24 protein-coding genes and 1 tRNA gene are annotated in these 21,536 nt (G+C 52.9%); 10 read left to right on the top strand and 15 right to left on the bottom strand.

Translation table 11 applies throughout. The features are described from left to right. Positions 1 to 94: 94 nt before the first annotated feature. Genes PMI41_RS22575 through PMI41_RS22560 form a run of 4 tightly spaced genes read right to left on the bottom strand, consistent with a single transcriptional unit; the run spans position 95 to position 4,607 of the window. The gene (locus tag PMI41_RS22575; protein WP_008128750.1) at positions 95 to 1,702 is read right to left on the bottom strand and encodes a carboxyl transferase domain-containing protein; all 1,608 of its coding nucleotides are present in this window, start codon (positions 1,700 to 1,702) and stop codon (positions 95 to 97) included. 23 nt (positions 1,703 to 1,725) lie between these two features. Next, positions 1,726 to 2,721: a hypothetical protein gene (locus tag PMI41_RS22570; RefSeq protein ID WP_157179467.1), complete on the bottom strand. Its 996-nt coding sequence runs from the start codon at positions 2,719 to 2,721 to the stop codon at positions 1,726 to 1,728. Positions 2,722 to 2,779: 58 nt separating this feature from the next. Then, positions 2,780 to 3,943, bottom strand: a complete 1,164-nt coding sequence (locus tag PMI41_RS22565) for an isovaleryl-CoA dehydrogenase (RefSeq protein WP_008128746.1) — start codon at positions 3,941 to 3,943, stop codon at positions 2,780 to 2,782. Further along, entirely contained in the window at positions 3,909 to 4,607 is a 699-nt protein-coding gene (locus PMI41_RS22560; protein WP_008128744.1) for a TetR/AcrR family transcriptional regulator, read from the bottom strand. Before PMI41_RS22560 ends, PMI41_RS22565 begins: the two co-directional genes overlap by 35 nt. A gap of 94 nt (positions 4,608 to 4,701) precedes the next feature. Between PMI41_RS22560 and PMI41_RS22555 the strand changes: the two genes are divergently transcribed. Continuing rightward, positions 4,702 to 5,178 (top strand): hypothetical protein, encoded by a 477-nt coding sequence (locus tag PMI41_RS22555; RefSeq protein WP_086003544.1) that lies wholly within the window; start codon positions 4,702 to 4,704, stop codon positions 5,176 to 5,178. Beyond that, the gene (locus PMI41_RS24410) at positions 5,178 to 5,849 is read left to right on the top strand and encodes a hypothetical protein (RefSeq protein ID WP_008128739.1); all 672 of its coding nucleotides are present in this window, start codon (positions 5,178 to 5,180) and stop codon (positions 5,847 to 5,849) included. The genes PMI41_RS22555 and PMI41_RS24410 overlap by 1 nt, the downstream gene beginning before the upstream one ends. Before the next feature lie 53 nt (positions 5,850 to 5,902). Here PMI41_RS24410 and PMI41_RS22545 read toward each other — a convergent pair whose 3' ends face one another. The 3 genes from PMI41_RS22545 to PMI41_RS22535 form a co-directional block, all read right to left on the bottom strand. After that, positions 5,903 to 7,192 carry an epoxide hydrolase family protein gene (locus PMI41_RS22545; RefSeq protein WP_008128737.1) on the bottom strand — a complete coding sequence of 430 codons (1,290 nt, stop codon included), beginning with the start codon at positions 7,190 to 7,192 and terminating at the stop codon, positions 5,903 to 5,905. Between the two features lie 184 nt (positions 7,193 to 7,376). After that, positions 7,377 to 7,739, bottom strand: a complete 363-nt coding sequence (locus tag PMI41_RS22540; RefSeq protein WP_008128735.1) for a DUF423 domain-containing protein — start codon at positions 7,737 to 7,739, stop codon at positions 7,377 to 7,379. Position 7,740: 1 nt separating this feature from the next. Next, positions 7,741 to 8,865 carry a pyridoxal phosphate-dependent aminotransferase gene (locus PMI41_RS22535; protein WP_157179473.1) on the bottom strand — a complete coding sequence of 375 codons (1,125 nt, stop codon included), beginning with the start codon at positions 8,863 to 8,865 and terminating at the stop codon, positions 7,741 to 7,743. Positions 8,866 to 9,094: 229 nt separating this feature from the next. Here PMI41_RS22535 and PMI41_RS22530 point away from each other — a divergent pair, with 229 nt between their 5' ends. After that, positions 9,095 to 9,613, top strand: a complete 519-nt coding sequence (locus PMI41_RS22530; protein WP_008128731.1) for a DUF1236 domain-containing protein — start codon at positions 9,095 to 9,097, stop codon at positions 9,611 to 9,613. 54 nt (positions 9,614 to 9,667) lie between these two features. Here PMI41_RS22530 and PMI41_RS22525 read toward each other — a convergent pair whose 3' ends face one another. From PMI41_RS22525 to PMI41_RS22515, 4 genes are all read right to left on the bottom strand, one after another. Further along, on the bottom strand, positions 9,668 to 9,934 hold the full coding sequence (locus PMI41_RS22525) for a hypothetical protein (protein WP_008128730.1): 267 nt from the start codon (positions 9,932 to 9,934) through the stop codon (positions 9,668 to 9,670). A 249-nt stretch (positions 9,935 to 10,183) separates the two neighbouring features. Continuing rightward, entirely contained in the window at positions 10,184 to 10,378 is a 195-nt protein-coding gene (locus PMI41_RS25340) for a hypothetical protein (RefSeq protein ID WP_157179465.1), read from the bottom strand. 171 nt (positions 10,379 to 10,549) lie between these two features. Continuing rightward, entirely contained in the window at positions 10,550 to 13,768 is a 3,219-nt protein-coding gene (locus tag PMI41_RS22520; RefSeq protein WP_008128728.1) for a multidrug efflux RND transporter permease subunit, read from the bottom strand. A gap of 284 nt (positions 13,769 to 14,052) precedes the next feature. Then, positions 14,053 to 15,273, bottom strand: a complete 1,221-nt coding sequence (locus tag PMI41_RS22515) for an efflux RND transporter periplasmic adaptor subunit (protein WP_008128726.1) — start codon at positions 15,271 to 15,273, stop codon at positions 14,053 to 14,055. A gap of 181 nt (positions 15,274 to 15,454) precedes the next feature. On the opposite strand from PMI41_RS22515, the gene PMI41_RS22510 reads away from it, so the two are divergent. Then, on the top strand, positions 15,455 to 16,042 hold the full coding sequence (locus tag PMI41_RS22510; RefSeq protein WP_008128723.1) for a TetR/AcrR family transcriptional regulator: 588 nt from the start codon (positions 15,455 to 15,457) through the stop codon (positions 16,040 to 16,042). Between the two features lie 261 nt (positions 16,043 to 16,303). Here PMI41_RS22510 and PMI41_RS25140 read toward each other — a convergent pair whose 3' ends face one another. Both PMI41_RS25140 and PMI41_RS22505 read right to left on the bottom strand, forming a co-directional pair. After that, a complete protein-coding gene (locus PMI41_RS25140) occupies positions 16,304 to 16,468 on the bottom strand; it encodes a hypothetical protein (RefSeq protein ID WP_008128721.1) in 165 nt (54 codons plus the stop codon). Positions 16,469 to 16,643: 175 nt separating this feature from the next. Further along, positions 16,644 to 17,168 (bottom strand): hypothetical protein, encoded by a 525-nt coding sequence (locus PMI41_RS22505; RefSeq protein ID WP_008128720.1) that lies wholly within the window; start codon positions 17,166 to 17,168, stop codon positions 16,644 to 16,646. A gap of 17 nt (positions 17,169 to 17,185) precedes the next feature. On the opposite strand from PMI41_RS22505, the gene PMI41_RS22500 reads away from it, so the two are divergent. From PMI41_RS22500 to PMI41_RS22485, 5 genes are all read left to right on the top strand, one after another. Continuing rightward, positions 17,186 to 17,277, top strand: a tRNA-Ser gene (locus tag PMI41_RS22500). A 182-nt stretch (positions 17,278 to 17,459) separates the two neighbouring features. After that, positions 17,460 to 17,867 (top strand): hypothetical protein, encoded by a 408-nt coding sequence (locus tag PMI41_RS22495; RefSeq protein ID WP_008128719.1) that lies wholly within the window; start codon positions 17,460 to 17,462, stop codon positions 17,865 to 17,867. Positions 17,868 to 18,027: 160 nt separating this feature from the next. Beyond that, a complete protein-coding gene (locus PMI41_RS25590) occupies positions 18,028 to 18,159 on the top strand; it encodes a hypothetical protein (protein ID WP_008128717.1) in 132 nt (43 codons plus the stop codon). A 93-nt stretch (positions 18,160 to 18,252) separates the two neighbouring features. Beyond that, positions 18,253 to 19,194, top strand: coding sequence for a 4-hydroxy-tetrahydrodipicolinate synthase (gene dapA / locus PMI41_RS22490; RefSeq protein WP_008128715.1), 942 nt, complete (start codon positions 18,253 to 18,255; stop codon positions 19,192 to 19,194). A gap of 51 nt (positions 19,195 to 19,245) precedes the next feature. Beyond that, on the top strand, positions 19,246 to 19,503 hold the full coding sequence (locus tag PMI41_RS22485; RefSeq protein WP_008128713.1) for a hypothetical protein: 258 nt from the start codon (positions 19,246 to 19,248) through the stop codon (positions 19,501 to 19,503). Between the two features lie 8 nt (positions 19,504 to 19,511). On the opposite strand, the gene PMI41_RS22480 is transcribed toward PMI41_RS22485, so the two are convergent. Next, positions 19,512 to 19,874: a DUF4180 domain-containing protein gene (locus tag PMI41_RS22480; RefSeq protein ID WP_008128711.1), complete on the bottom strand. Its 363-nt coding sequence runs from the start codon at positions 19,872 to 19,874 to the stop codon at positions 19,512 to 19,514. A gap of 89 nt (positions 19,875 to 19,963) precedes the next feature. After that, positions 19,964 to 20,935, bottom strand: a complete 972-nt coding sequence (locus PMI41_RS22475) for a nucleoside recognition domain-containing protein (protein ID WP_008128710.1) — start codon at positions 20,933 to 20,935, stop codon at positions 19,964 to 19,966. 116 nt (positions 20,936 to 21,051) lie between these two features. Here PMI41_RS22475 and PMI41_RS22470 point away from each other — a divergent pair, with 116 nt between their 5' ends. Then, entirely contained in the window at positions 21,052 to 21,504 is a 453-nt protein-coding gene (locus PMI41_RS22470) for an Lrp/AsnC family transcriptional regulator (protein ID WP_008128709.1), read from the top strand. Positions 21,505 to 21,536: the final 32 nt, after the last annotated feature.

The raw sequence follows: 21,536 nt of genomic DNA, 5'->3' as shown, positions 1-21,536 counted from the left end.
TTGGCTCCTGCAATCCGCCGCCCTTCCTCATGGTGAGCCTGTCGAACCACGCGGAACCGAGTTGCAAAGAAACCGGGCGATGAGGTTTCCATCATCACATCCTGAACATGCCGAAGCGAGTATCTTCCACCGGAGCGTTGAGCGCGGCGGAGAGTGACAGTGCCAATACTTCGCGGCTTTTAGCCGGGTCGATAATGCCATCATCCCACAGCCGCGCCGAAGAATAGAGCGGGTGTCCCTCGCGTTCGTACTTTTCAAGGATCGGCGCACGGAATGCGGCTTCCTCTGCAGCAGGCCATTCAGAACCCTTGCGCTCAATACCTTCACGCTTGACCAGCGCCAGAACGGTGGCTGCCTGTTCACCGCCCATGACCGAGATACGCGCATTCGGCCACATCCACAGGAAGCGCGGTGAGAAGGCACGGCCACACATGCCGTAATTGCCTGCGCCGAACGAACCGCCGACGATCATCGTCACCTTCGGTACACGGGCAGTTGCAACAGCCGTGACGAGTTTTGCGCCATCCTTGGCGATGCCGCGCGCCTCATACGAGCGGCCGACCATGAAGCCGGTAATGTTTTGCAGGAAGACCAGCGGAATGCCGCGCTGCGTGCACAGTTCGATGAAATGGGTGCCTTTGAGTGCGCTTTCAGAGAACAGCACGCCATTATTGGCGATGATCCCGACCGGCATCCCGTAGAGATGTGCAAAGCCGGTTATCAGCGATGTTCCGTAGTTCTGCTTGAACTCGTCAAATTCTGAACCATCGACAATACGGGCAATCAACTCCCGCGCATCATAGGGCTGGCGCAGATCGGTCGGCACGACGCCATAAAGTTCATGTGGATCATAAAGCGGTGGAATCACTTTACGAAGGTCGAGCCCTATCTCTTTCTTCCGATTCAGGTTTCCGACAATGCGCCGGGCGATGGCCAGTGCGTGGGCGTCATCCATGGCATAGTGATCGGCAACGCCGGACTCGCGCGTGTGAACCTCCGCACCGCCGAGATCTTCCGCCGAAACCTCTTCGCCAGTGGCTGCCTTGACGAGGGGCGGGCCAGCCAGAAAGATCGTCGCCTGACCTTTGACCATGATCGTTTCTTCAGACATGGCGGGCACATAGGCACCGCCAGCCGTGCACGACCCCATGACCACGGCGATCTGTGGAATGCCTGCTGCCGACATATTGGCCTGATTGTAGAAAATACGCCCGAAATGCTCGCGGTCAGGAAAAACCTCATCCTGATTGGGCAGGTTTGCTCCGCCACTATCCACTAAATAAAGGCAGGGCAAATTGTTCTGCATGGCGATTTCTTGCGCCCGCAAATGCTTCTTAACCGTCAAGGGATAATAGGTGCCGCCTTTGACCGTGGCATCATTGATGACGATCATGACTTCCTTGCCGGAAACACGCCCGATCCCGGCAATCATGCCAGCAGATGAGATATTGTCACCATACATGTCCCATGCTGCAAACTGGCCGATTTCCAGAAATGGCGAACCCGCATCGAGAAGTTGGGCCAAACGTTCACGGGGCAGGAGCTTGCCCCGCGAAGTATGCCGTGCACGTGCCTCGTCAGTTCCGCCCTTGCTGACTGTTTCAGCCTTGGCGCGGATATCGCCCACAAGTGCACGCATACGCTCCGTATTGGCCGCAAAAGCTTCGGATGCGGTGTCGATTTGGGACTGAAGTACGGTCATACGGTCTCCTGACGATTTACTGCCTAGTTCGACGGCTCGAAAACTTGAATTTTGTTGTTGCGATGGATGTAAACTTCTTCGGAAAGCAGGCTGAAGCCCTCCTTGAAAGTAATCCTGACAACATCGCGGGCTATATCGGCAGCACCCGGAATTGCTGCATCAATAACAAACAATTCATCCATGCGCGGCACAACAAAGATCGCGCCCTTGGGATATTTATTATCGAGAGAACCCCAAAAACTATCGAGCAGCACAAGCGAGGTGGAAAGAAAAGTATTATTGCCCACCTGAAAACGATCAACCACATCTGCGACAGTTGTTTTCTCAATGTCTGGTATTTTTTCCTTCACATTCTCAAGCGAGATATCTTGCAGTTCCTCGAGAGAGTAACCCGGTAAATCCTGAACAGAAAAAGGTGACATCGCCTCTGGCAAATCAGCCATGTAAACCGCGTGAAGCTTACCGGCGATTTGCTTATGTTTTATCTTGACGCCCTGCTTTGCGGTAACTTCTACATATTGCTGTGAGCGAAGAACAACCACAAGGTCTTTGATATCCTTCGTCATCGCTTCGCTGGAATCTAAAATCACCACCCGCTGTCTTATCGCTTCCAAAACGTCCGTATCGCCTTCCGCCTGCATTCGCCCATAAAGATTGGCGAGATCAAAGCCGAATTCCTTGCCTTTATATTTGCCGGTGATAAGCGCGGCCACTTTTTTATCGGCAGTGATTTCGCTCATGTCCGGCATTTTCTCCAATACCTCCATCACATAGAGGCGAAGATCATTCATGCTCGAAAATTTTTGCGATTTGGCGAAAGTCACGCCAGAAAATGAGAGCAAGGCAGACGCTGGTATAAAGGACAGTAATTTTCTTCGGTTAAGCGGGTTTTCCATAAAATGGTCCAATCTGAAAAAAGATAATAAAAATCCAAAAAATATAGTCTTCCGCCCAGCAAAATAAGCGCTGGACGGTGCATGTCCGGAATGGTTCGATTGATATGGCTGAGATAAGATCATCTCTTTCTGCGGGCCTCAAATCAATATTTGTTTGATCAGTGATGATTGCGGAATCGGGTCAAGCACTCTCGGCAAACATCTCCCGTCCGATCAGCATACGGCGGATTTCACTTGTACCGGCACCGATCTCGTAGAGCTTTGCATCGCGCAGCAAGCGACCTGTCGGATAATCGTTGATGTACCCGTTGCCACCAAGAGCCTGAATGGCTTCAAGCGCACACCATGTTGCTTTTTCAGCCGAGTAGAGGATGCAGCCGGCAGCATCCTTGCGGGTGGTTTCGCCACGGTCACAGGCGGAAGCCACGGCATAGACATAGGCGCGTGACGCATTCATCGTCGTGTACATATCCGCCAGTTTGCCCTGCATGAGCTGGAATTCGCCGATGGACTGACCAAACTGTTTGCGTTCATGCACATAAGGCACAACCACATCAAGGCAGGCGGCCATGATGCCGATTGGCCCGCCAGCCAGCACAACGCGTTCATAGTCGAGGCCGGACATCAGGATCTTGACGCCTTTTCCCTCTTCGCCAAGCACGTTTTCAAAAGGCACTTCGCAATCCTCGAACACCAGTTCGCAGGTGTTGGAGCCGCGCATTCCAAGCTTGTCGAGTTTCTGTGCTGTTGAAAAGCCTTTGAAGCCTTTCTCAATCAGGAAAGCAGTCATTCCGCGCGAGCCTGCAGCCGGATCAGTCTTGGCATAAACAACAAGGGTATCGGCGTCGGGGCCGTTGGTGATCCACATCTTGTTGCCATTCAGCACATAGCGATCGTTCTTCTTGTCGGCGCGCAATTTCATGGAAACCACGTCTGACCCTGCACCCGGCTCCGACATGGCCAATGCGCCCACATGCTCGCCGGAGCAAAGTCTCGGCAGGTATTTTTCTTTCTGTTCGGTGGTACCCCAACGGTTGATCTGGTTGACGCAAAGATTGGAATGCGCACCATAGGACAGGCCGATTGATGCTGAAGCGCGGGAAATCTCTTCCATGGCGATTGCGTGGGCGAGGTAGCCCATTCCCGAGCCGCCAAAATCCGGGTCAGCCGTCATGCCAAGCAGGCCAAGCGCGCCCATTTCCTGCCAGAGATGCATTGGAAACTGGTTGTTCTTGTCTGTTTCCTCGGCGAGCGGCGCAACTTTTGCCTGCGCGAACCGGTGCACTGTCTCGCGCAACGCATGGATTTCTTCAGAAACTCCGAATTTTAGGCCCGACTGGTACATCACGTCCTCCCTTCTCAATTGTTTCGATCTTCTTGGCACCAACAAGGCGCAATCCCAACTCAACATAATTTTCGGCCACTTCGCTTGCCGTCAGGCGATTGTCCGAACGAAACCAGACATTGACGCCGGTAGTCATGGCAATAATTGCCCGCGTTGTCAGCGCTATGTCGGCAATATCAAATTCGCGGGTCTCGACACCGTCATCCAGAATGTCACGCAAGCTGCTTTCATAGGTCGAACGAAGGCTTATGATCGTTGCCAGATTGTCAATGGAGAGGCTGCGCAGTTCCATATTGGCAATATGAACGTCTTCCCGGCGTTCCACATGGTATTGGATATGAAAACGGATAAAGGCAGCGAAACGGTTCTGAACGCCTTGCGCCTTGCTGCTTTCCTGCTTCCAGGCACCAAGCAATCGCTCCATATGGTCGCGCATGACCGAAAAGAGCAATTCCTGCTTGTTGGGATAATAGCGGTAAAATGCGGCAGACTGCACTCCGACTTCTTCTGCAAGCTGGCGCATGGACATCGCCTCATATCCAATACGCGCAATCAGCCGCTTGGCTGCGACATCAATCGCGCTGCGTGTCTTCTCACCGTCTGATCCTGTCGTTCGAGCCATCGCAGAATAATAAAACGAACGTTCAATTAATTCAAGAGGCATGCATGTTAGACCTTTGTCCAATTGGAGGAGGGGGGGGATGCATATAGGGTTGCGGCATTGCGAACCGAATACTTATTTTAGAAAGTTGATTTTAATGATGAATGCGCGCGTTTTTCGCCATGTGGCTGCTGGGCTGGCTGGTTTTTTCATGTTGTTGCCTTCCAGTTTTCCTGCAAATGCACTGACGATGAAGGAGTGCAGCGCAAAGTATAAGGCAGCGCAAAGCGCAGGCGAAGCGGAAGGCGTGTCGTGGAGTGATTTCCGCAAGGCTCAATGCCTGAAGCCAAAGGCCGATGTAGCTGATAGCACCGACGAACAGGCGGATGTTAAACCGAAGAAAACCGCAAGCAAGAAGGAACCGGAAGCAAAACCATCTTCAGGCACGACAACATTTCCCTCATCTGTGGCAGCCAAATTTGCCGGTGAGAAGCCAGCAAAAGCCCGCATGCATACTTGCCTTGAGGAATATCGCGTCAATAAGGCGGCAAATACCTTGGGCGGAACGCGGTGGATTGCAAAAGGCGGCGGCTACTACAAGCAATGCAATGACAGGTTGAAGAGTGCCGATTAATGCCTCAACCTGTTACACGTCTAGGTCGCTTGAAGTCGGGTGATGGCAGTGGCACAGTCGACAGTATGGAAACACGCGTCGCATTGCTGGAAAAATCATTTGAGAAGATGGATGTCAAACTAGACACCGTCGTTCGGGATGTTGCGGGTTTAAGGAACGATGTTTCGGATTTGAAAGGGGGCATCATAAGTCTGAAGGGTAATGTTTCAGGTTTGAGCGGGGATGTTTCAAGCTTGAAGAGCGATGTTTCAGGCTTAAAAGGCGACGTTTCAGGTTTAAAAGGCGATGTCGTCGGTTTGAAGGGTGATGTTTCAAGTCTGAAAGGCGATGTTGTCAGTCTGAAAGGCGATGTCGCCTATCTAAAAGCCAAGGTGGACACTCTTCCAACTGGAATGGCTTTTGGTGAACTTGTTGCGAAAGTTGATGCGCTGCCCTCCGCAAGGGCGTTCGGCGAGCTTGCGGCGAAAGTTGACGCGCTCCCATCCGCGATAGCGTTCGGTCAACTTGCCGCCAAAGTGGACGCCCTGCCATCTGCCGAAGCGTGGGGAGAACTTCGCGGACGTGTCGATAGTCTGCCAACGACTGGAAAGCTTGCCAGTATGCTTGCAATTGCGGTCGGTTCCATTGCGATTATCAACAACTGGCCAGCGATTATTGCTGCCGTATTCTAATTCGATAATGGTTCAAGACCCGACGTTGACGCCGGGTCTTGGTGTTTCAGTATTCAGCGCAATGTCTTGAATGCCTTGCGCAGTTCTTCGGTGAAAAGCTGCGGTTCTTCCCAAGCGGCGAAATGACCGACCTTATCAACCGCGTTGAAATAGATCAGGTTGTGATAGCTTTTTTCTGCCCAACTCTTGGGTGTTTGATAAATCTCACCCGGAAATACGGTGATGGCGGTTGGAAGTGAAATATCCACCGCATTGAAGTTATTGGCATTATTCTCCCAATAGAGCTGTGCCGAGGAGATTGCGCTGTTGGTCAGCCAATATAATGTGATGTCATCGAGCATCTCATCCTTGGTCAGTGATTTTTCCGCATCGCCGCCGCTATAGGTCCATTGATTGAACTTATCGAACATCCATGCGGCAAGACCCACTGGCGAGTCCGACAATCCGTAGCCGACTGTTTGCGGACGGGTTGTCATCATGCTGCCATAGGCACCATTTTTGGAAAAGAATGTATTGAGCGCATTATAGGCCGCCGTCTCAACTTCGCTCAGCCCTGCTGGAGCGGGTTCGCCAAGGGTCATCGCCCGAGCAGCTTCCGGCGGCACGGTTGCTGGCATGTTGATATGAATGCCAAGCAGCCCTTCCGGCTTTTGCCGCGCCATCTTGTCAGAAACGACGGAGCCCCAGTCGCCACCTTGCGAAACATAGCGCTTATAGCCAAGCCGCTTCATCAAGACGTCCCATGCCAGACCAATGCGGTCCGCATCCCAACCAGGCTCCGTCGGCTGATTTGAAAAGCCGTAGCCGGGCATGGATGGGATAACGACGTCGAAAGCATCTGCAGCCGTGCCGCCATATGCTGTCGGATCGGTAAGGGGGCCGATCACTTTGAGAAGCTCGAGAATGGAGCCGGGCCAACCATGGGTGATGATGACAGGCAGGGCATTCTCGTGCTTCGAGCGAACGTGAATGAATTGGATGTTGAGCCCGTCGATCTCCGTGACGAACATCGGAAGGGCATTCAGCTGCTTCTCGACTTTGCGCCAATCATAGTCAGTACCCCAATATTCGACCAGCTCTTTCAGTTTGGAAAGCTGTACACCTTGAGACTGGTCGCTGACAGTTTCCTTGGCAGGCCAGCGTGTTGCAACAATCCTTCGGCGCAGGTCAGCGAGGTCTTCCTCGGGAACATTGACGCTGAAAGGCCGGATTGCATCGCTTTCGGCTGCGGAGGCTGATTGCAAGCCAAGCAGGTTAAAGGAGCCGGCAGCGGTAACGACCAAAGCAGTGGCTGAAGTGGCAAGAAAGCCGCGCCGCGTCGGCACGAGCATGGTGGAAGACATGGATCTAACTCCTTGAGTAACGGAACGAGGCTGGAATGCAGCTTCCCGTGCACAAGAAGACGAGGAGGTATCGCAATTGTGTACTGATTGAGCGGAATTGTAATCGAATGTACGAACGGGCAAATTTGTACAATGGGATACAAAGAGCGGCGCTCTTTATACCCGCCGTAGCTTGGATATGACGTTAATCGCGTTTGAAATCCAATGCCTTGAAAGCCGTTGCCGCAACCACAATCCAGCCAAGAATAAGTAATGAACCGCCCAACGGCGCGGCAAAGGCAAAGAGCCTATCCCCGTTAAAGTCGCGGGAGACCAGATCGCCAATGAAGAAAATCAGGCCGAGGATCAATATCAGTCCGCCCAGATAGGAAGCGCGGCTCAATTTTCCGAGGAACGAGAGCGAAAGGAATGCCGGTGCGTGGATGAAAAGGATTGGCGCAATGGTGGCCATATGTCCGCTGGTGCTGTGAGCCGCTGCCGCATAGGCCGCAATGCCAGCCGCACCGAACAGACCGCCCAATCCGGCGAAAACCCGATTAATTTCCACACTATTCTCCTTTTGACTGGGATGTTGCAGCTTTGAGAGCCAATGGCAGTTGCTGCTCGAAAATATCAAGTTCGCCATCAAGTCCGACGCTAACCCTTATGCAGCGGTCGAGCCCCGGTGCCATAGGCTTGCGCACAAATACGTCCTGTTCAATAAGCCTGTTCAGCACCGATAGCGCAAATGCACCATCCTTGCCGCAATCGATGGTGACGAAATTGGTAGCCGATGGGATAGGCTTTAAACAGTTTGCAACAGCGATTGCACTTATGCGATCTCGACCGGCGATGATCTTGTCGACGACTGTTTCCAGATAGTCCTGATCATTCAGTGCGGCCAACGCCGCGATCTGGGTCAGCTTGTTCATGCCGAAATGGTTGCGGATTTTGTCAAATGCCGTGATCTGCTTTTCTGCGCCGATAGCATAGCCACAGCGCATGCCCGCAAGTCCGTAGGCTTTGGAGAAAGTACGCATGCGAAGAACGTTGCTGCGCGAGATGTCGATTGCAGGTCTTGCACTTGCCGGTGCTGTCTCGCCGTAAGCCTCATCAAGAATAAGCATTGTGGTCGATGGCAGCGCATTGATGAAGCGCTCAATCTCAGGCGCTTCCCACCAGGTTCCCATGGGATTGTCCGGATTGGAGAAATAGACCAGCGGCGCATTTTCGCGTTTTACCGCATCCAGCAGTGCGCCCAGATCCTCCCGGTCGTCGCGATAGGGAACTGTCACCAGCCGCCCGCCAAATCCTGCCACATGAAAATTGAACGTTGGATAGGCACCAAGCGATGTGACGACAGGCGTTCCTTCACTTACATATTGGCGCACGGCAAGACCTAGCAGCGTATCAACGCCTTCACCGACAACGACGTTGGCCGGGGCAACGCCCAGATATTTTGCCAAAGCCTGTTTCAGATCAAAGTTTTCCGGGTCAGCGTATTTCCAGGTTTCTGCAGCATGTTCCTGCATGGCGGCAATCACTGACGGGGCAGGGCCAAAGCCATTCTCATTGGCACCGAGGCGCGCTCGAAATGCACTGTTGCGCTTGCGTTCAATCGCTTCGGGGCCAACGAAAGGCACAGTTGAGGGCAGGGAATCGATGAGGGGAACAAGCTTCGGGTCCATGAGCAAATCGATAGCAGTTTTCCTGACCTGCGCCAGCAAAACTTGACCCGAAATCCCAGCAAACCAATCGAAATTTTTCGTTTTGACAGTGGTTGCACCGCCTTATTCGGCCTGTAGCGCATGTGTCGTATGTTTCAGCCTGTCGCATGACGTGTGCCACAAATCTGGAACCAAACAGGTGTCGTTGCGGTTTTCCTGCCAGTGGGACAGTTGAAATAAACAGAGAGGCCACGAAATGAAAAAGATTCTTGTACTGACCGCGGCGGCGTTGCTCGCCACCTCCGGTCTGACATTTGCACAGGATACTGTGGTTATTGAAGTTCCACAGAGTGCCCGTGATTATGTCATCGCAAATCCGTCTGATCCTGTCGTCATCGACGGTGATTTGTCGCAAGGCTATGTCGTGCCAGAAGATGTAGTCGTTCGTGAAATCCCCGAAAGTCCGGGCTATGGGTATATTTATGTAGAAGGCCGCCCCGTGATCGTCTCGTTGGATAACAGGCAGGTTGTCTACCTTTCAGACACCGGTGGTCCAAGCGCTGGCGGCGAGTTTCCAGATGAAGTGCTTACCTATGTCGAGAAGCATCCAAGCGATCCTGTCGTCATAGAAGGTGAGTTGGCGACTGGTGCAATGGTTCCTGCGGATGTTCCGCTTGCGGCCGTGCCGGATCAGCCACGCTATTCATACATCTATGTGGATGATCGCCCGGCGCTGGTTGAAACCGAAACACGCCGGGTCGTTTGGGTCCGCTAAATCAAATACTCTGAGGGGAGAAGCAGCGTCGCCGGCCAGTCCGGCGGCGTTGTTTTATCGCCGGTGATGATGGCGGTAGTGACCGCCATAAAAGATGATGGGCGGATTGTTGAAGCGCATGTCATCAAACTGCGCACGCGATGCAGCCCGGCGATCCAGCTCCAGATTGAGCAGGCATGAGGCAAAACCATCGCCGCCACGCTTGAAACCATATGATGAGCAGGTCTGGCTATCGATTGCCCGGCGTTCTTCAGGTGTCATTGTCGTGCAACCGGCTATTAAAATTGCTCCTAGCAGCGCCGATACAGTCAACAATCTCATGATATCCTCCACTGCGAACAGCAGTCAGTTATGCGATGCATTACGGAGTGTTTATATCATTGGTTTTTGCAAACGAATAGCAGCCGGAGAGGATGCCGGATTGTGTTTTTTGATCAATGAAAAAGAACGTCAGGCCGCTTGTTCGCAGTAGATAATACTAAATGAGCAGCAGGCCGATAATCATCAAAAGGATAATCGCCCCTGCCATTATTGGCAGAAGCGAAAAATTCGACGCAGTGGTTTCGGGTCTCAATACCAATTTGGCAGAGCCAGAAGAATGGTGGCGGCAACTTGAGTTACGACCAGAAACGCAACCAGAGGAATAAACCCATCACTGATTTTGCGGTTGTCATTGGCAGCGCTTGTCATGTGCATCTCTCCCGATTTGACGGCCTCGCAAGTAGTGAGGTCATGATCGTTAGGGCCGAACATCGGCGTGGTCACGAGACTGTAACATCCTGAAATCTTTTGTCACCCCTAAAACGGACAATATGCGGATTTTAACGGGTGCAACTTAGGCAGGATGCAATCTGCGATAGAATAAAAACTATTATTACAACGAGTTAGAGACGATGGCGCAGGCAAATAAATTTATCTGCGCCATCGTATATTTTGTTACTCAGCAGGGGTTGCGGAGTGGGCAATTGCGCCAGAATCGTGGCTGGCATCACCTTCGAACGTGCTTGCGTGATGACTTTTCAGGGGTCGGTTTCCTGTCATTGCGCGAACAAGAACATAGAAAACCGGCGTCATGAACAGTCCAAAAAGGGTCACGCCGATCATGCCGGCAAAGACCGCCACACCCATGGCGCTGCGCATTTCGGCACCGGCACCAGTGGAGGTCACCAAAGGCACAACGCCCATGATGAATGCCAGTGACGTCATCAGGATCGGCCGCAGCCGCAGCCTGCTCGCTTCGATCACCGCCTTGAAGGGTGTCGCCCCGGCAAACTCCAGCTCACGCGCAAACTCCACGATCAGGATGGCGTTCTTGGCGGATAGCCCGACAAGGACGATCAGCCCAATCTGCGTGAAGACGTTGTTGTCTCCGGCTGTCAGCCAGACGCCGGTGAGGGCGGCGAGCAGTCCGAGCGGTACGATCATGATGATCGAGAGCGGCAGCGACAGGCTTTCATATTGAGCGGCGAGAACAAGAAACACCAGAAGGATCGATAGCGGGAAGATCAGATAGGCTGAATTACCCGCGATGATTTCCTGATAGGTCAGTTCCGTCCATTCAAAGCCGATACCCGCAGGCAAGGTTTCTGCAGCGATCCGTTCAACCGCAGCACGTGCCTGACCGGAAGAGAAGCCGGGTGCAGTGTTGCCGTTCACATCGGCGGCAAGGAAGCCGTTGTAACGCTGCGCTCTGTCCGGACCGGCTGTAGAGGTGACCTTGATCAGCGCCGAAAGCGGGATCATTTCTCCCGAACCAGAGCGAACTTTCAGGTCACCAATGTCTTCAGCCTTGGCACGGAAGTTCGATTCCGCCTGCATACGGACGGAATAGGTGCGTCCGAACTTGTTGAAGTCGTTGACATAGACCGAACCCAGATAGATTTGCAGCGTGTTGAAGATTTCCGGCAGCGATACATTGAGTTGGCGTGCCTTGGCACGGTCAACATCGGCGTAAAGCTGCGGCACGTTGATCTGGTAGCTGGTGAACAGGCCGGTCAGTTCCGGTGCTGTTGCCGCCTTGGCCAGGAAGCCCTTGGTTGCATCATCCAGCGCCTGATAGCCGAGACCGTTACGATCTTCGATCTGCAGCTTGAAGCCGCCGATTGAACCAAGGCCCTGAACCGGGGGAGGCGGGAACACCGCACTGAACGATTCCTGTATGCCGGCCAGCTTCTGGTTCAGCTGCATGGCAATGGCACCAGCACTCAGCTCAGCAGTTTTCCGTTCCTCAAAAGGCTTCAGGGAGACGAAAACCACACCCGCATTCGAGCTGTTGGTAAAGCCGGCGATTGACAGGCCGGGGAAGGCGATCGTGCTCTCCACGCCCGGGATCGAGAGGGCCATGTCGCCAATACGGCGGACGACAGACTCCGTACGGTCAAGCGTCGCGCCATCCGGAAGCTGGGTAAAGCCCACCAGATATTGCTTGTCCTGAGGAGGCACGAAACCACCCGGCACTGTGCGGAACATCAGGGCCGTCGCACCGATAAGCACAATGTAGATGCCCATCATGATGGTCTTGCGCGAAATAACTCCTCGTACGCCCTTGCTGTAGCCGTTGGCACCGCGGGTAAACACGGCATTGAAACCGCGGAACAACCAGCCAAGAGTCTTGTCCATGAACCGCGTCAGAGCATCCTTCGGCTGGTCATGCCCCTTGAGCAGCAGGGCTGCGAGGGCTGGCGAAAGCGTCAGCGAGTTGAATGCGGAAATGACTGTTGATATGGCAATGGTCAGCGCGAACTGGCGGTAGAATTGCCCCGTCAAGCCACTGATAAAGGCCAAAGGTACGAACACGGCAACCAACACGAGTGCAATTGCAATGATCGGTCCGGAGACTTCACGCATTGCCTGTATGGTTGCAGCGCGGGGTGCCAGTCCATTTTCAATATTTCGCTCGACGTTTTCAACCACCACGATGGCGTCATCGACCACGATACCAATGGCGAGAACCAGACCGAACAGGCTGAGTGCATTGATTGAAAAGCCGAAGAGGTGCATGACGGCGAACGTACCGACAATCGATACGGGAACCGCAATCAGCGGGATGATCGAAGCGCGCCACGTTTGCAGGAAAAGGATAACCACAAGAACGACGAGCAGGACAGCTTCAAGCAGCGTATGAACCACGGCCTCAATGGAGGCGCGAACAAATTGTGTGGTGTCATATACGATCTTGTAATCGACGCCTTCCGGCATGGTCAGCTTGGCTTCTTCCATGGCGGCGCGAACCTGATCGGCGATCTGGATCGCATTGGAACCCGGCGCCTGGAACACAGGAACGGCCACAGCCGATTTGTTATCGAGCAGTGAACGCAGGGAATATTGCGCTGAACCAAGTTCGATACGGGCAATGTCCCGCAAATGCGTAATCGCGCCGTTTGGCGCGGTTTTGACGATGATCTGGCCGAATTCTTCTTCGGTGGCGAGACGCCCTTGTGCATTTACCGACAATTGCAGATTGACGTCATTCTCATTCGGAGAGGCGCCAATTGTACCTGCCGCCGCCTGCACGTTCTGGGCGCGAATTTCGGCCAGAACATCGGTAGCGGAAAGGCCAAGCTCGGCAGTCTTTTGCGGATCGAGCCAGATGCGCATGGAATAATCGCCCGAGCCAAACAATTGCACATCGCCAACGCCGTCAATGCGGGCAAGGCGATCCTTGATGTTGATCAGGGCGTAATTGCGCAGATAGGTAATGTCATACCGATCATTCGGAGAAATCAGATTGACCACCAGCATCAGGTCCGGCGAGCTTTTTACCGTGGTGATGCCGAGTGCCCGCACTTCTTCCGGCAGGCGTGGTTCAGCCTGCGAAACGCGGTTCTGCACCAGCTGCTGTGCCTTGTCCGGGTCGGTGCCGAGAGCAAAGGTAACAGTCAGTGTCAGCTGGCCATCGGAAGTCGCCTGACTACCCATATAGAGCATGCCTTCAACACCGTTGATGGACTCTTCCATCGGCGTTGCGACAGTTTCCGCAATAACCTTGGGATTTGCACCCGGATATTGCGCACGCACCACAATGGATGGTGGAACAACGTCCGGATATTCAGAAACCGGCATCGTTGTCAGCGCGATAAGACCGCCAAGGAAAACGATGAAGGACAGGACCCCCGCAAAGACCGGGCGATCAATAAAGAAGTTGGAAATATTCATAGCGATTCCGCCTGAGAATTAGATGCGTTCGATTGGTGCCGCGTTATCTCCCCCCTTGTGGGGGAGAAAGGGTTTTCCTGGGTTTAGCCTCTTGGCTAAATCCTTGGAAAAACCAAGAGAGGGGATTTGAAACGCATCATTCAAAATCCCCTCTCTGGCAATTTCTAGCACTTAGCGAAGAAGCTAAGATGCTGAAATCGCTTTCTCTCCCACAAGGGGAGAGATATCGCGGCATCGCTTGCCATTGCGCCATGCCTCACCTTGAGCACATGGCGCAATGGCCTTTATTGTTTGACCTTGGCCTGATCGGCCTGAGCCTGTAGCTGGTTGGATGCGTTTGCACCCATTGCCACCATTTCCGGTGCAACAAGTGAACCTGGCCGAATACGCTGCAAGCCGTTGACGACAACCTTGTCATCCGCCTGCAATCCAGCAGTCACGATACGCAGGCCATCAGCCTTGCCACCCAGTGAAATCTCGCGATACTCAGCGACATTCTGCGGATTGACCACCATGACGAATTTCTTGTTCTGGTCGGTGCCTACGGCCTTTTCGTCAACCAGCAGTTCCTGCCTTTCAGTTGCCTGACCCATGCGAACCTTGGCGAACTGACCCGGCATCAACCGGCCATTGCTGTTGTCGAAGACAGCGCGCACTTTGACTGTGCCACTGTTTGCTTCAACGCTGTTGTTGATCAGCTGCAACTTTCCATCAATATCAGCTTTACCCTGTACGTCCATTTGAACGGGGATGCGATCAACGAAATCGCGGCTGTTCAGACCTTCGGGAAGGTCAGCCAAAGCGCTTCCCACAACATTTTCGTCAGCTTCAAAGCTTGCATAGATCGGGCTGATTGAAACCAGCGAAGTCAGCAATGGTGCGGCAGGACCGGCAGCAATCAGGTTCCCCTGTGTGATCTCGATGCGGCCAACCCGCCCACTGATTGGTGCGCGTATATCCGTATACTCAAGATTGAGCGTTGCCGTCTTGAGCACTGCCTGTGCGGCTTCAAGATCTGCCAATGCACCGGCTTGAACGTTTTGACGCTGGTCATAATCGCTCTGTGACACGGTACGGGAGTCGATGAGGCGCTTGCCGCGCTCAAGTTCGTTTTTGGCCAGAGCCAATCTTGATTCCGCTGCGCTGACCTGCGCCTTGGCGCGGGCGACTTCCGCCTCATAGGTGGCCGGATCGATCTTCACCAGAAGGTCGCCCTGCTTGACAACAGAGCCCTCTTTGAAGTGGATCGACTGTACGGCGCCTGCCACACGGGAGCGCACTTCGACCTGATCGATTGCTTCAAGGCGGCCGGAGAATTCACTCCACTGGCTTACCAGCTTGGGCTGTACCAATGCGACTGAAACGGGAGTTGCCTGTACCGGTGCCTGTTTTTCGCCTTCCGCATGGCTTTTGCTGAAGTCGAAAACCTGGGTGCCGCCTGCTACGCCAAGCGCCAGAACAAGGCCGCCAATGGCGAGATTTCTTTTGAGTGTGCTGATTGACATCGTGGTCATCCTGCTTGAATTTTTCACCATTTGGGAGGATGGTGAACTGGAATCCGGATCACCGGAATCATCATTGACGTTCCATACCGATCGGTATAGAACGGTGATATAAGGCTGCGGAACAGCAGCTGTCAATGGAATTTTATACCGAACGGTATAATTCTTTTAGGGAGTACTGTCCATGGGACGCCCGAGGGAATTTGATGCAGACGATGCTCTGCAGACAGCCTTGGAACTGTTCTGGCGTAAAGGCTATGAGGGTACGTCGATCACTGATCTGACTGACGGCATGGGCATAACCAAGCCAAGCCTCTATGGTACTTTCGGAAACAAAGAAGAGCTTTTTCGTATGGCGCTTGAGCGCTACGAACAAAATTACATGGCATTCTTCTGGAAAGCGCTGGAGCAGCCCGATGCGCGCTCCGTGGCGCGCGATGTGCTGTTTGGATTCGCCAATGCGCAAACCTGCGACTGCAATCCCAGCGGATGTCTTGGAATAAATGCTGCCATGGGTTGCAGCGAAGCCGCCGAGGCGGTTCAAAAAACCATTATTGAGCGGCGACAGGTTGGCCAGAAGGCTTTGACGCGCCGGTTTGAACGCGCCAAGCGCGAGGGTGATTTGCCTGCCGACAGCAATCCGGAAGATTTGGCCCGTTATATTCTGACTGTGTCACAAGGCACGGCAGTTCAAGCCACCAGCGGTATAGGGCGCGATGAAATTCACCGCCTTGTTGATATCGCCATGCGGTCATGGCCGGGGTCTAATTAGGCCACTGCACCAATATTGCTCATCTGCTCTGCGTGGTTCGACAAGCTCACCATGAGGAGGCTAGTGTTTGGCAGGCAGATTGATTTGCAATGATGGCGACAATCTATGCAATCAACCCACCTTCCTCATGGTGAGCTTGTCGAACCACGCATACTCGTTTTGCAATAAGTTCCTGCAATTCCCAGCCCCCCAATCCATCCAACAAAAAGCCCCGCAAACCGGAAAACCGGGCGGGGCCTTAAAATTATCAGGAATGCAGACTTACTGATGCTGCTCTGTCAGAGGCGTTTTGCGCCGCGGAGCCAGGTTTTCCATCGCTTGCTTTTCGTCATTTGCCGGTTTCTTTTCGGCAATCGCCTGACGCAACATTTGCCACTCTCTCTCGTGACGGAGGTAAATATCCTGCGGAACGGTAGGTGTCGTCATTCTGCAATCTCCAATTGAGGTATGTAGCCCCTATAATGTGCAGATAGGACGCCGGTTCCCAATTCTCAATTCAAGATTTGCGACTTTCATTTACACTCCGCATGCTTGCGAAAAATGCTTATCTGGCGCAGTAAAATTACAAAAATGGGCCGGATTATTACCCTAAAAATCAACGTTATTTTTTCAAACGATTTAGAGATTCGTAGCCGATCCGCACCTTTTCGGCGAGAGTCAGCAGCTTGTCCTTGCAGGTCTTCGAATCAAGGTCGGTTGGCTGCTTTGGCGAAGCAATCACGCCCTTGAGCCAGCCACGTACTGTCCGGTCTGCATCCTCAGGTGATTTTCCTATGGCCTTGAGTACAGTTTCACTGCTTTCAATGGCTGAATAGTGTGGCTCGCGGCCGAGAGATGCCTGACACTGATAGGACGTTATCACCAAAGCTTTTGCATCCGCCGTAACCTGATCCTTGCTACCGCCCGTGGTAGTGGTAGTGCAGGCGTAAACCCCTGCCAGCAGCAACAATATCCCGGCTTTACCTGAAAATCTCATAATATCCCCCATCACTGCCAGCAGGCTATTCACCTGATGACGTGATGTCGAGGGGCGGGGCCATTTTGCCGGATTCAAAACTGAATACGGCGAGGGATTTCGATTTTTGAGGACCACACCAACAAAAGCCTTGCCAACAATGGGTTTCATCTTTAGTCAGCGTCCTCGGAGAGGTGGCCGAGTGGTCGAAGGCGCTCCCCTGCTAAGGGAGTAGACCCGTTAAACGGTCTCGAGGGTTCGAATCCCTTCCTCTCCGCCACCGATTTCAATTAACATACTAATTTGAAGACTTTTGGCGCTTACGGACATTAAGCCCACTTACCGTCCCACTAGGTCACAATCCATGACGGCGACTCGGTGTGACGTGGATTGATCAAATGCTTTCAGCATAGAATAGCAAAGTGTATCCTAACCATTCGGTTTGTAGAGGCGGTATTTCAGATGGATCTCAAAGATTTCATAGCTAGTAGCCTTCAACAGATAGTCGAAGGGGTCAAGTTGGCTCAACAAGCTGAAGGTGGCGATAACGTTAACGCTACCTTAGTTTCCACAGACCTTGGCGGCAACTTAATCAATTCTGGAGCCTATGGATTGTTCACGCGGGTGGATTTTGACGTGGCTGTTTCAGCTGAAACGTCTGGTAAAGGTGGCGCTAACCTTAAAGTTTTCGGCGTTGGTTTCGAGGGCGGCGGTGAGCATAAAAGTGGGGCCGCTAATCGGCTTGCTTTCAGTGTTCCCGTTCGACTTCCCGATGGTGATACTGAGAGAACCAACGAAATAGCAAGAAAACGACGGGAATCTACGGAAGCGTTGAGAGCGGCAACGACAACTAGACGGGGCGTTGTTTAGCTGTTTACGGCCTATCAAACTTGGAGCCCGCGTTGAGTCGAATCACAGTTATCGTTGACAGCAAACTTATACATTCCTTACAGCCTGAGCCCCAACTCAGCATCGAAACCCGATCTCGATCTTTCTATTTTCATGTTGTGACCAAAATGGAGTTCACAGCATGAAAACCTATTCACGATCAGGGCTATCCCGTTCTGCCACAGCGCCTGATTTCCTGTTGCAGGCAGCGACTTTCCTCGTTCTCGCCGCTTTGCTTGCGGCAGCAGTTGGTCTGCGCGTGCATCTGCTATAGGTGCCTTAGACACAACCCCTCCCATCATTTTCATCATCAATCGTCGTCACTGAGCCGCTGGCTGCGGATGCATTGGCGCGACCAGAGGAAATTATGAACAAGCTTCCAAATCATCGCTTTAGCGGCCTTTTCACTGCGCTCGTCACACCGTTCAATAATAATGCGGTCGATTACCATGCACTTGAAAATCTGGTCGAATGGCAAATTCAATCAGGTGTCGATGGACTTGTGGTTTGCGGAACCACAGGCGAGGCCCCAACCCTTAACTGGGAGGAGCGCCTTAAAATCATCAGGACCTGTGTTTCCAAGGCAAAGGGCAGGGTGTCGATCATTGCCGGCACCGGCACCAACAGTACAGACCTGACAGTCGCTCATACGTGTTCTGCCGCCGCCTGCGGCGCTGATGCAGCCCTTATCGTCACACCCTATTACAATAAGCCCAGCCAGGAAGGCATTGCCCGGCATTTTGAAACCATTGCTGCCCGCACGGCGCTGCCAATCATCGCTTATAATGTCCCCTCCAGAACGGGTGTAGAGCTTACGGTCAGCACATTGGATCGACTGGCTCAAATTCCGGCTATAATCGGCATCAAGGATGCAACCGGCAATGAAAAAGGGGCGGAACAACTCCGATCGATCTTTGAAGATCGCTTCCTGCTTTTGTCCGGCAGCGATGAAACCGCTTGTGTCTTCAATCTGTCTGGAGGCGATGGCTTTATCTCGGTGATTTCCAATGTTCTGCCACATGTCTATGCCGCATTGCGCGATGCATGCCGTCAGGACGATTGGGCAACTGCGGCTTATATCGATAAAAAACTGCAACCGGTCTACCGGGCCTTCGCATTGGACACCAATCCATCCCCGGTAAAGTACGCTTTGAAGCATCGGCGCGGGATAAGTGATGATGTCCGCCTGCCTCTCGTTCCGGTCAATCCCGATACGGAGGCAAAAATCCGTGCATCGTTGGATCAAATGGGTGCAGACAGCAACGGACTGAAACTTTTGCCTCCGCCAACTTTGGCTTGGCGCGTCTGAGCAATCAACTGATCAATTGAGGATCGCCAGCTTGAAGCAGGCGCGTATCATATGAAACATTTTGTCGAGAATACCCCGAAACTGAGCGAAAAATGCAGATTTCTCGTTGGCCGAAATCTCTGCGGCGATTGGGTTGTCTGCGACCGGAGAAAACAGGTAGGAGGCATTTTTGTTGATCAGGGATCAGCAGTGCACTTTGCTGAAAGCGAAACAAATCACGAGCCGGGCTCCGTGTGGTGTGTCGGCGAAGAGGCATGTCTTCTTGCCGATCCTTGGGAAGATTTGAATGCCAAAGACCGGGCCAGATAGAACAGGCTCTAAGACGACAGCCGGGCATTGAGCTGGTCAAACTCAGTCAGAAACCACAGCGCTTTTCCTTTGTTGGTTTCGCGCACAAAATCACGAAACGCATTGCTTCGCTCAAGAGCGGTGGTGATGTCGCCAATTATCGCGCATGTCATGTGATAATTGGCGAACTTCTGGAATACTTCTCCGGCAATGCGGGTTTCCAGTTTCAGGAAGTCCGGGCCAAGCCGTTCAACCGGAATGGCCAGAACCGTTGCTTCCACGCTCCATGCATCACCCAGAAAATCATTTGCGTCGCTGGGAAGCTGAAGCAAAGCTCCATCCTTCGCAAATCTGAGTACACGCTGATTGCCAATTTCCACGATCTCGTTCATTGGGCCGAATTATCAATGACAATCAGTGGACGCAAGTTCGGATTGCAGGAGCGCTGCAGCAATGAGTGCCACAAAAGCTTTGCAGGCGATCAACCTGGCTGCAAAGCCTTCCTGCGAAACAGCGCTGCGAAGAACAGATTATTCGAAGCTGCACTTAGCGCCAAGGCCACCAATGCCGTTGCCAGCACCGCAAAGATAAGGCGGCCAAAAAGTATGCTCGTCAGATCGGCGCCCAATGCAACGACGAGCAAGGTGTCTTCTATGATACTGTGGGCAAATCCCATGAACACACAGGCAAGAAATATCTGGCGCGGTTCGAGCGCAGTTGTTCTTGCCTCGCGTATCAGCAGTCCGCCGCCATAGGATATTCCCAGAAAAAGCCCGATGGCCACGACAGGCACGGTTTGAGGGCGAATACCGGCGAGATAAAACAGCGGCGACAGGCCCTTGTTCACCCAGCCAAGAATGCCGGATACTTTCAACAGCTCCATCAACCAGCTCAAAGTCAGAAGTACAGCAAGCATGGTCACAAGCGTCTTGAGCGTGCCCAGAGTAAAGCTCATCCAATCCGTCGCCTGATTCATCGGTATCCAAGCGGGTGCCAATGGTGCGGACAGCCAGCCGGTTGCTGCAAATATCTGGTGCAGCAATGCGGCGAAAATCATTCCACCCCCGATGCGGATGATTGCTGTTGCGATAAATCCGGGGCCGGCTTTTTGAATAATGCGTTGTTCGATGGGGATAGCGTGGGCAAACAGTAACAGGGCTGAAAGCACCGTCATATCTGCGGAACTCAGCGCAGAAAGCGGAACAAGCGTGAATATGATCACGACGGCCCCCCATATCCCCACCAGCAGGCCGGTCAGCCAGGCCAGGGCAAGCTCCGGAGGAAGCCCGTAAAGCTCCATGACCGGAGCAAAATATGGCGATACCGCGCGTATGACGCCCAGTTCCACCAGAATTTGCGTTGCGATAGTAACTGGAACAATGATGCGGACCAGCTCCCAATAAACTTCCAGCGTATCAATGGTCTTGCGATAGAGGATTGTACCAAGCTTCATCACGGCTCTCCTTGATAGTCGCAAAAACGTGTAGCGCGGAGCCATTCGCATTTGTGGTCAAAATATGCATTCTTATGCAATAATATTGCAAAGTTGATGTTCAGGGTGGGAATCGAATGGATCGTATCGACAAGAAACTTCTTGATCTGCTGCAGGTGGATGCTTCACGTACCAATGCCAGTCTGGCGGAAATCGTTGGTCTGTCGCCGTCAAGTTGCCTTCGGCGTCTGCAGCGGCTCAAATCAACCGGCATAATCGATCGCATTGTGGCCATCCTTAATCCGGCCAAGAGCGGTAAGGGGATGAAGGCCGTTGTCACGGTCGAGCTTGAACGCCATGGGGAACATCATTCGCAGCACTTTCTGGAACGCGTCAACAAGGAGAATGCGGTCGTGCAGGCCTATAGTGTGACCGGAGAGACCGATGTTATCCTCATGCTGCGCCTTGCGGACATGGAAGAATATGATGCTTTATGCGACAGGATATTTCAGGAAGGCAGTAATGTGGCGCGCTATTATACAATGTTCGTAAAGCGAACAGTAAAAGAGATAACGGCGATCCGGCTTTGAATGCTACTGGGGTCCTGCCCCTAAACTCGAGG

The organism is Phyllobacterium sp. YR531 (assembly GCF_000282595.1).
Classification (GTDB): domain Bacteria; phylum Pseudomonadota; class Alphaproteobacteria; order Rhizobiales; family Rhizobiaceae; genus Phyllobacterium.
This window is presented reverse-complemented; position numbering and strand designations above follow the sequence as displayed.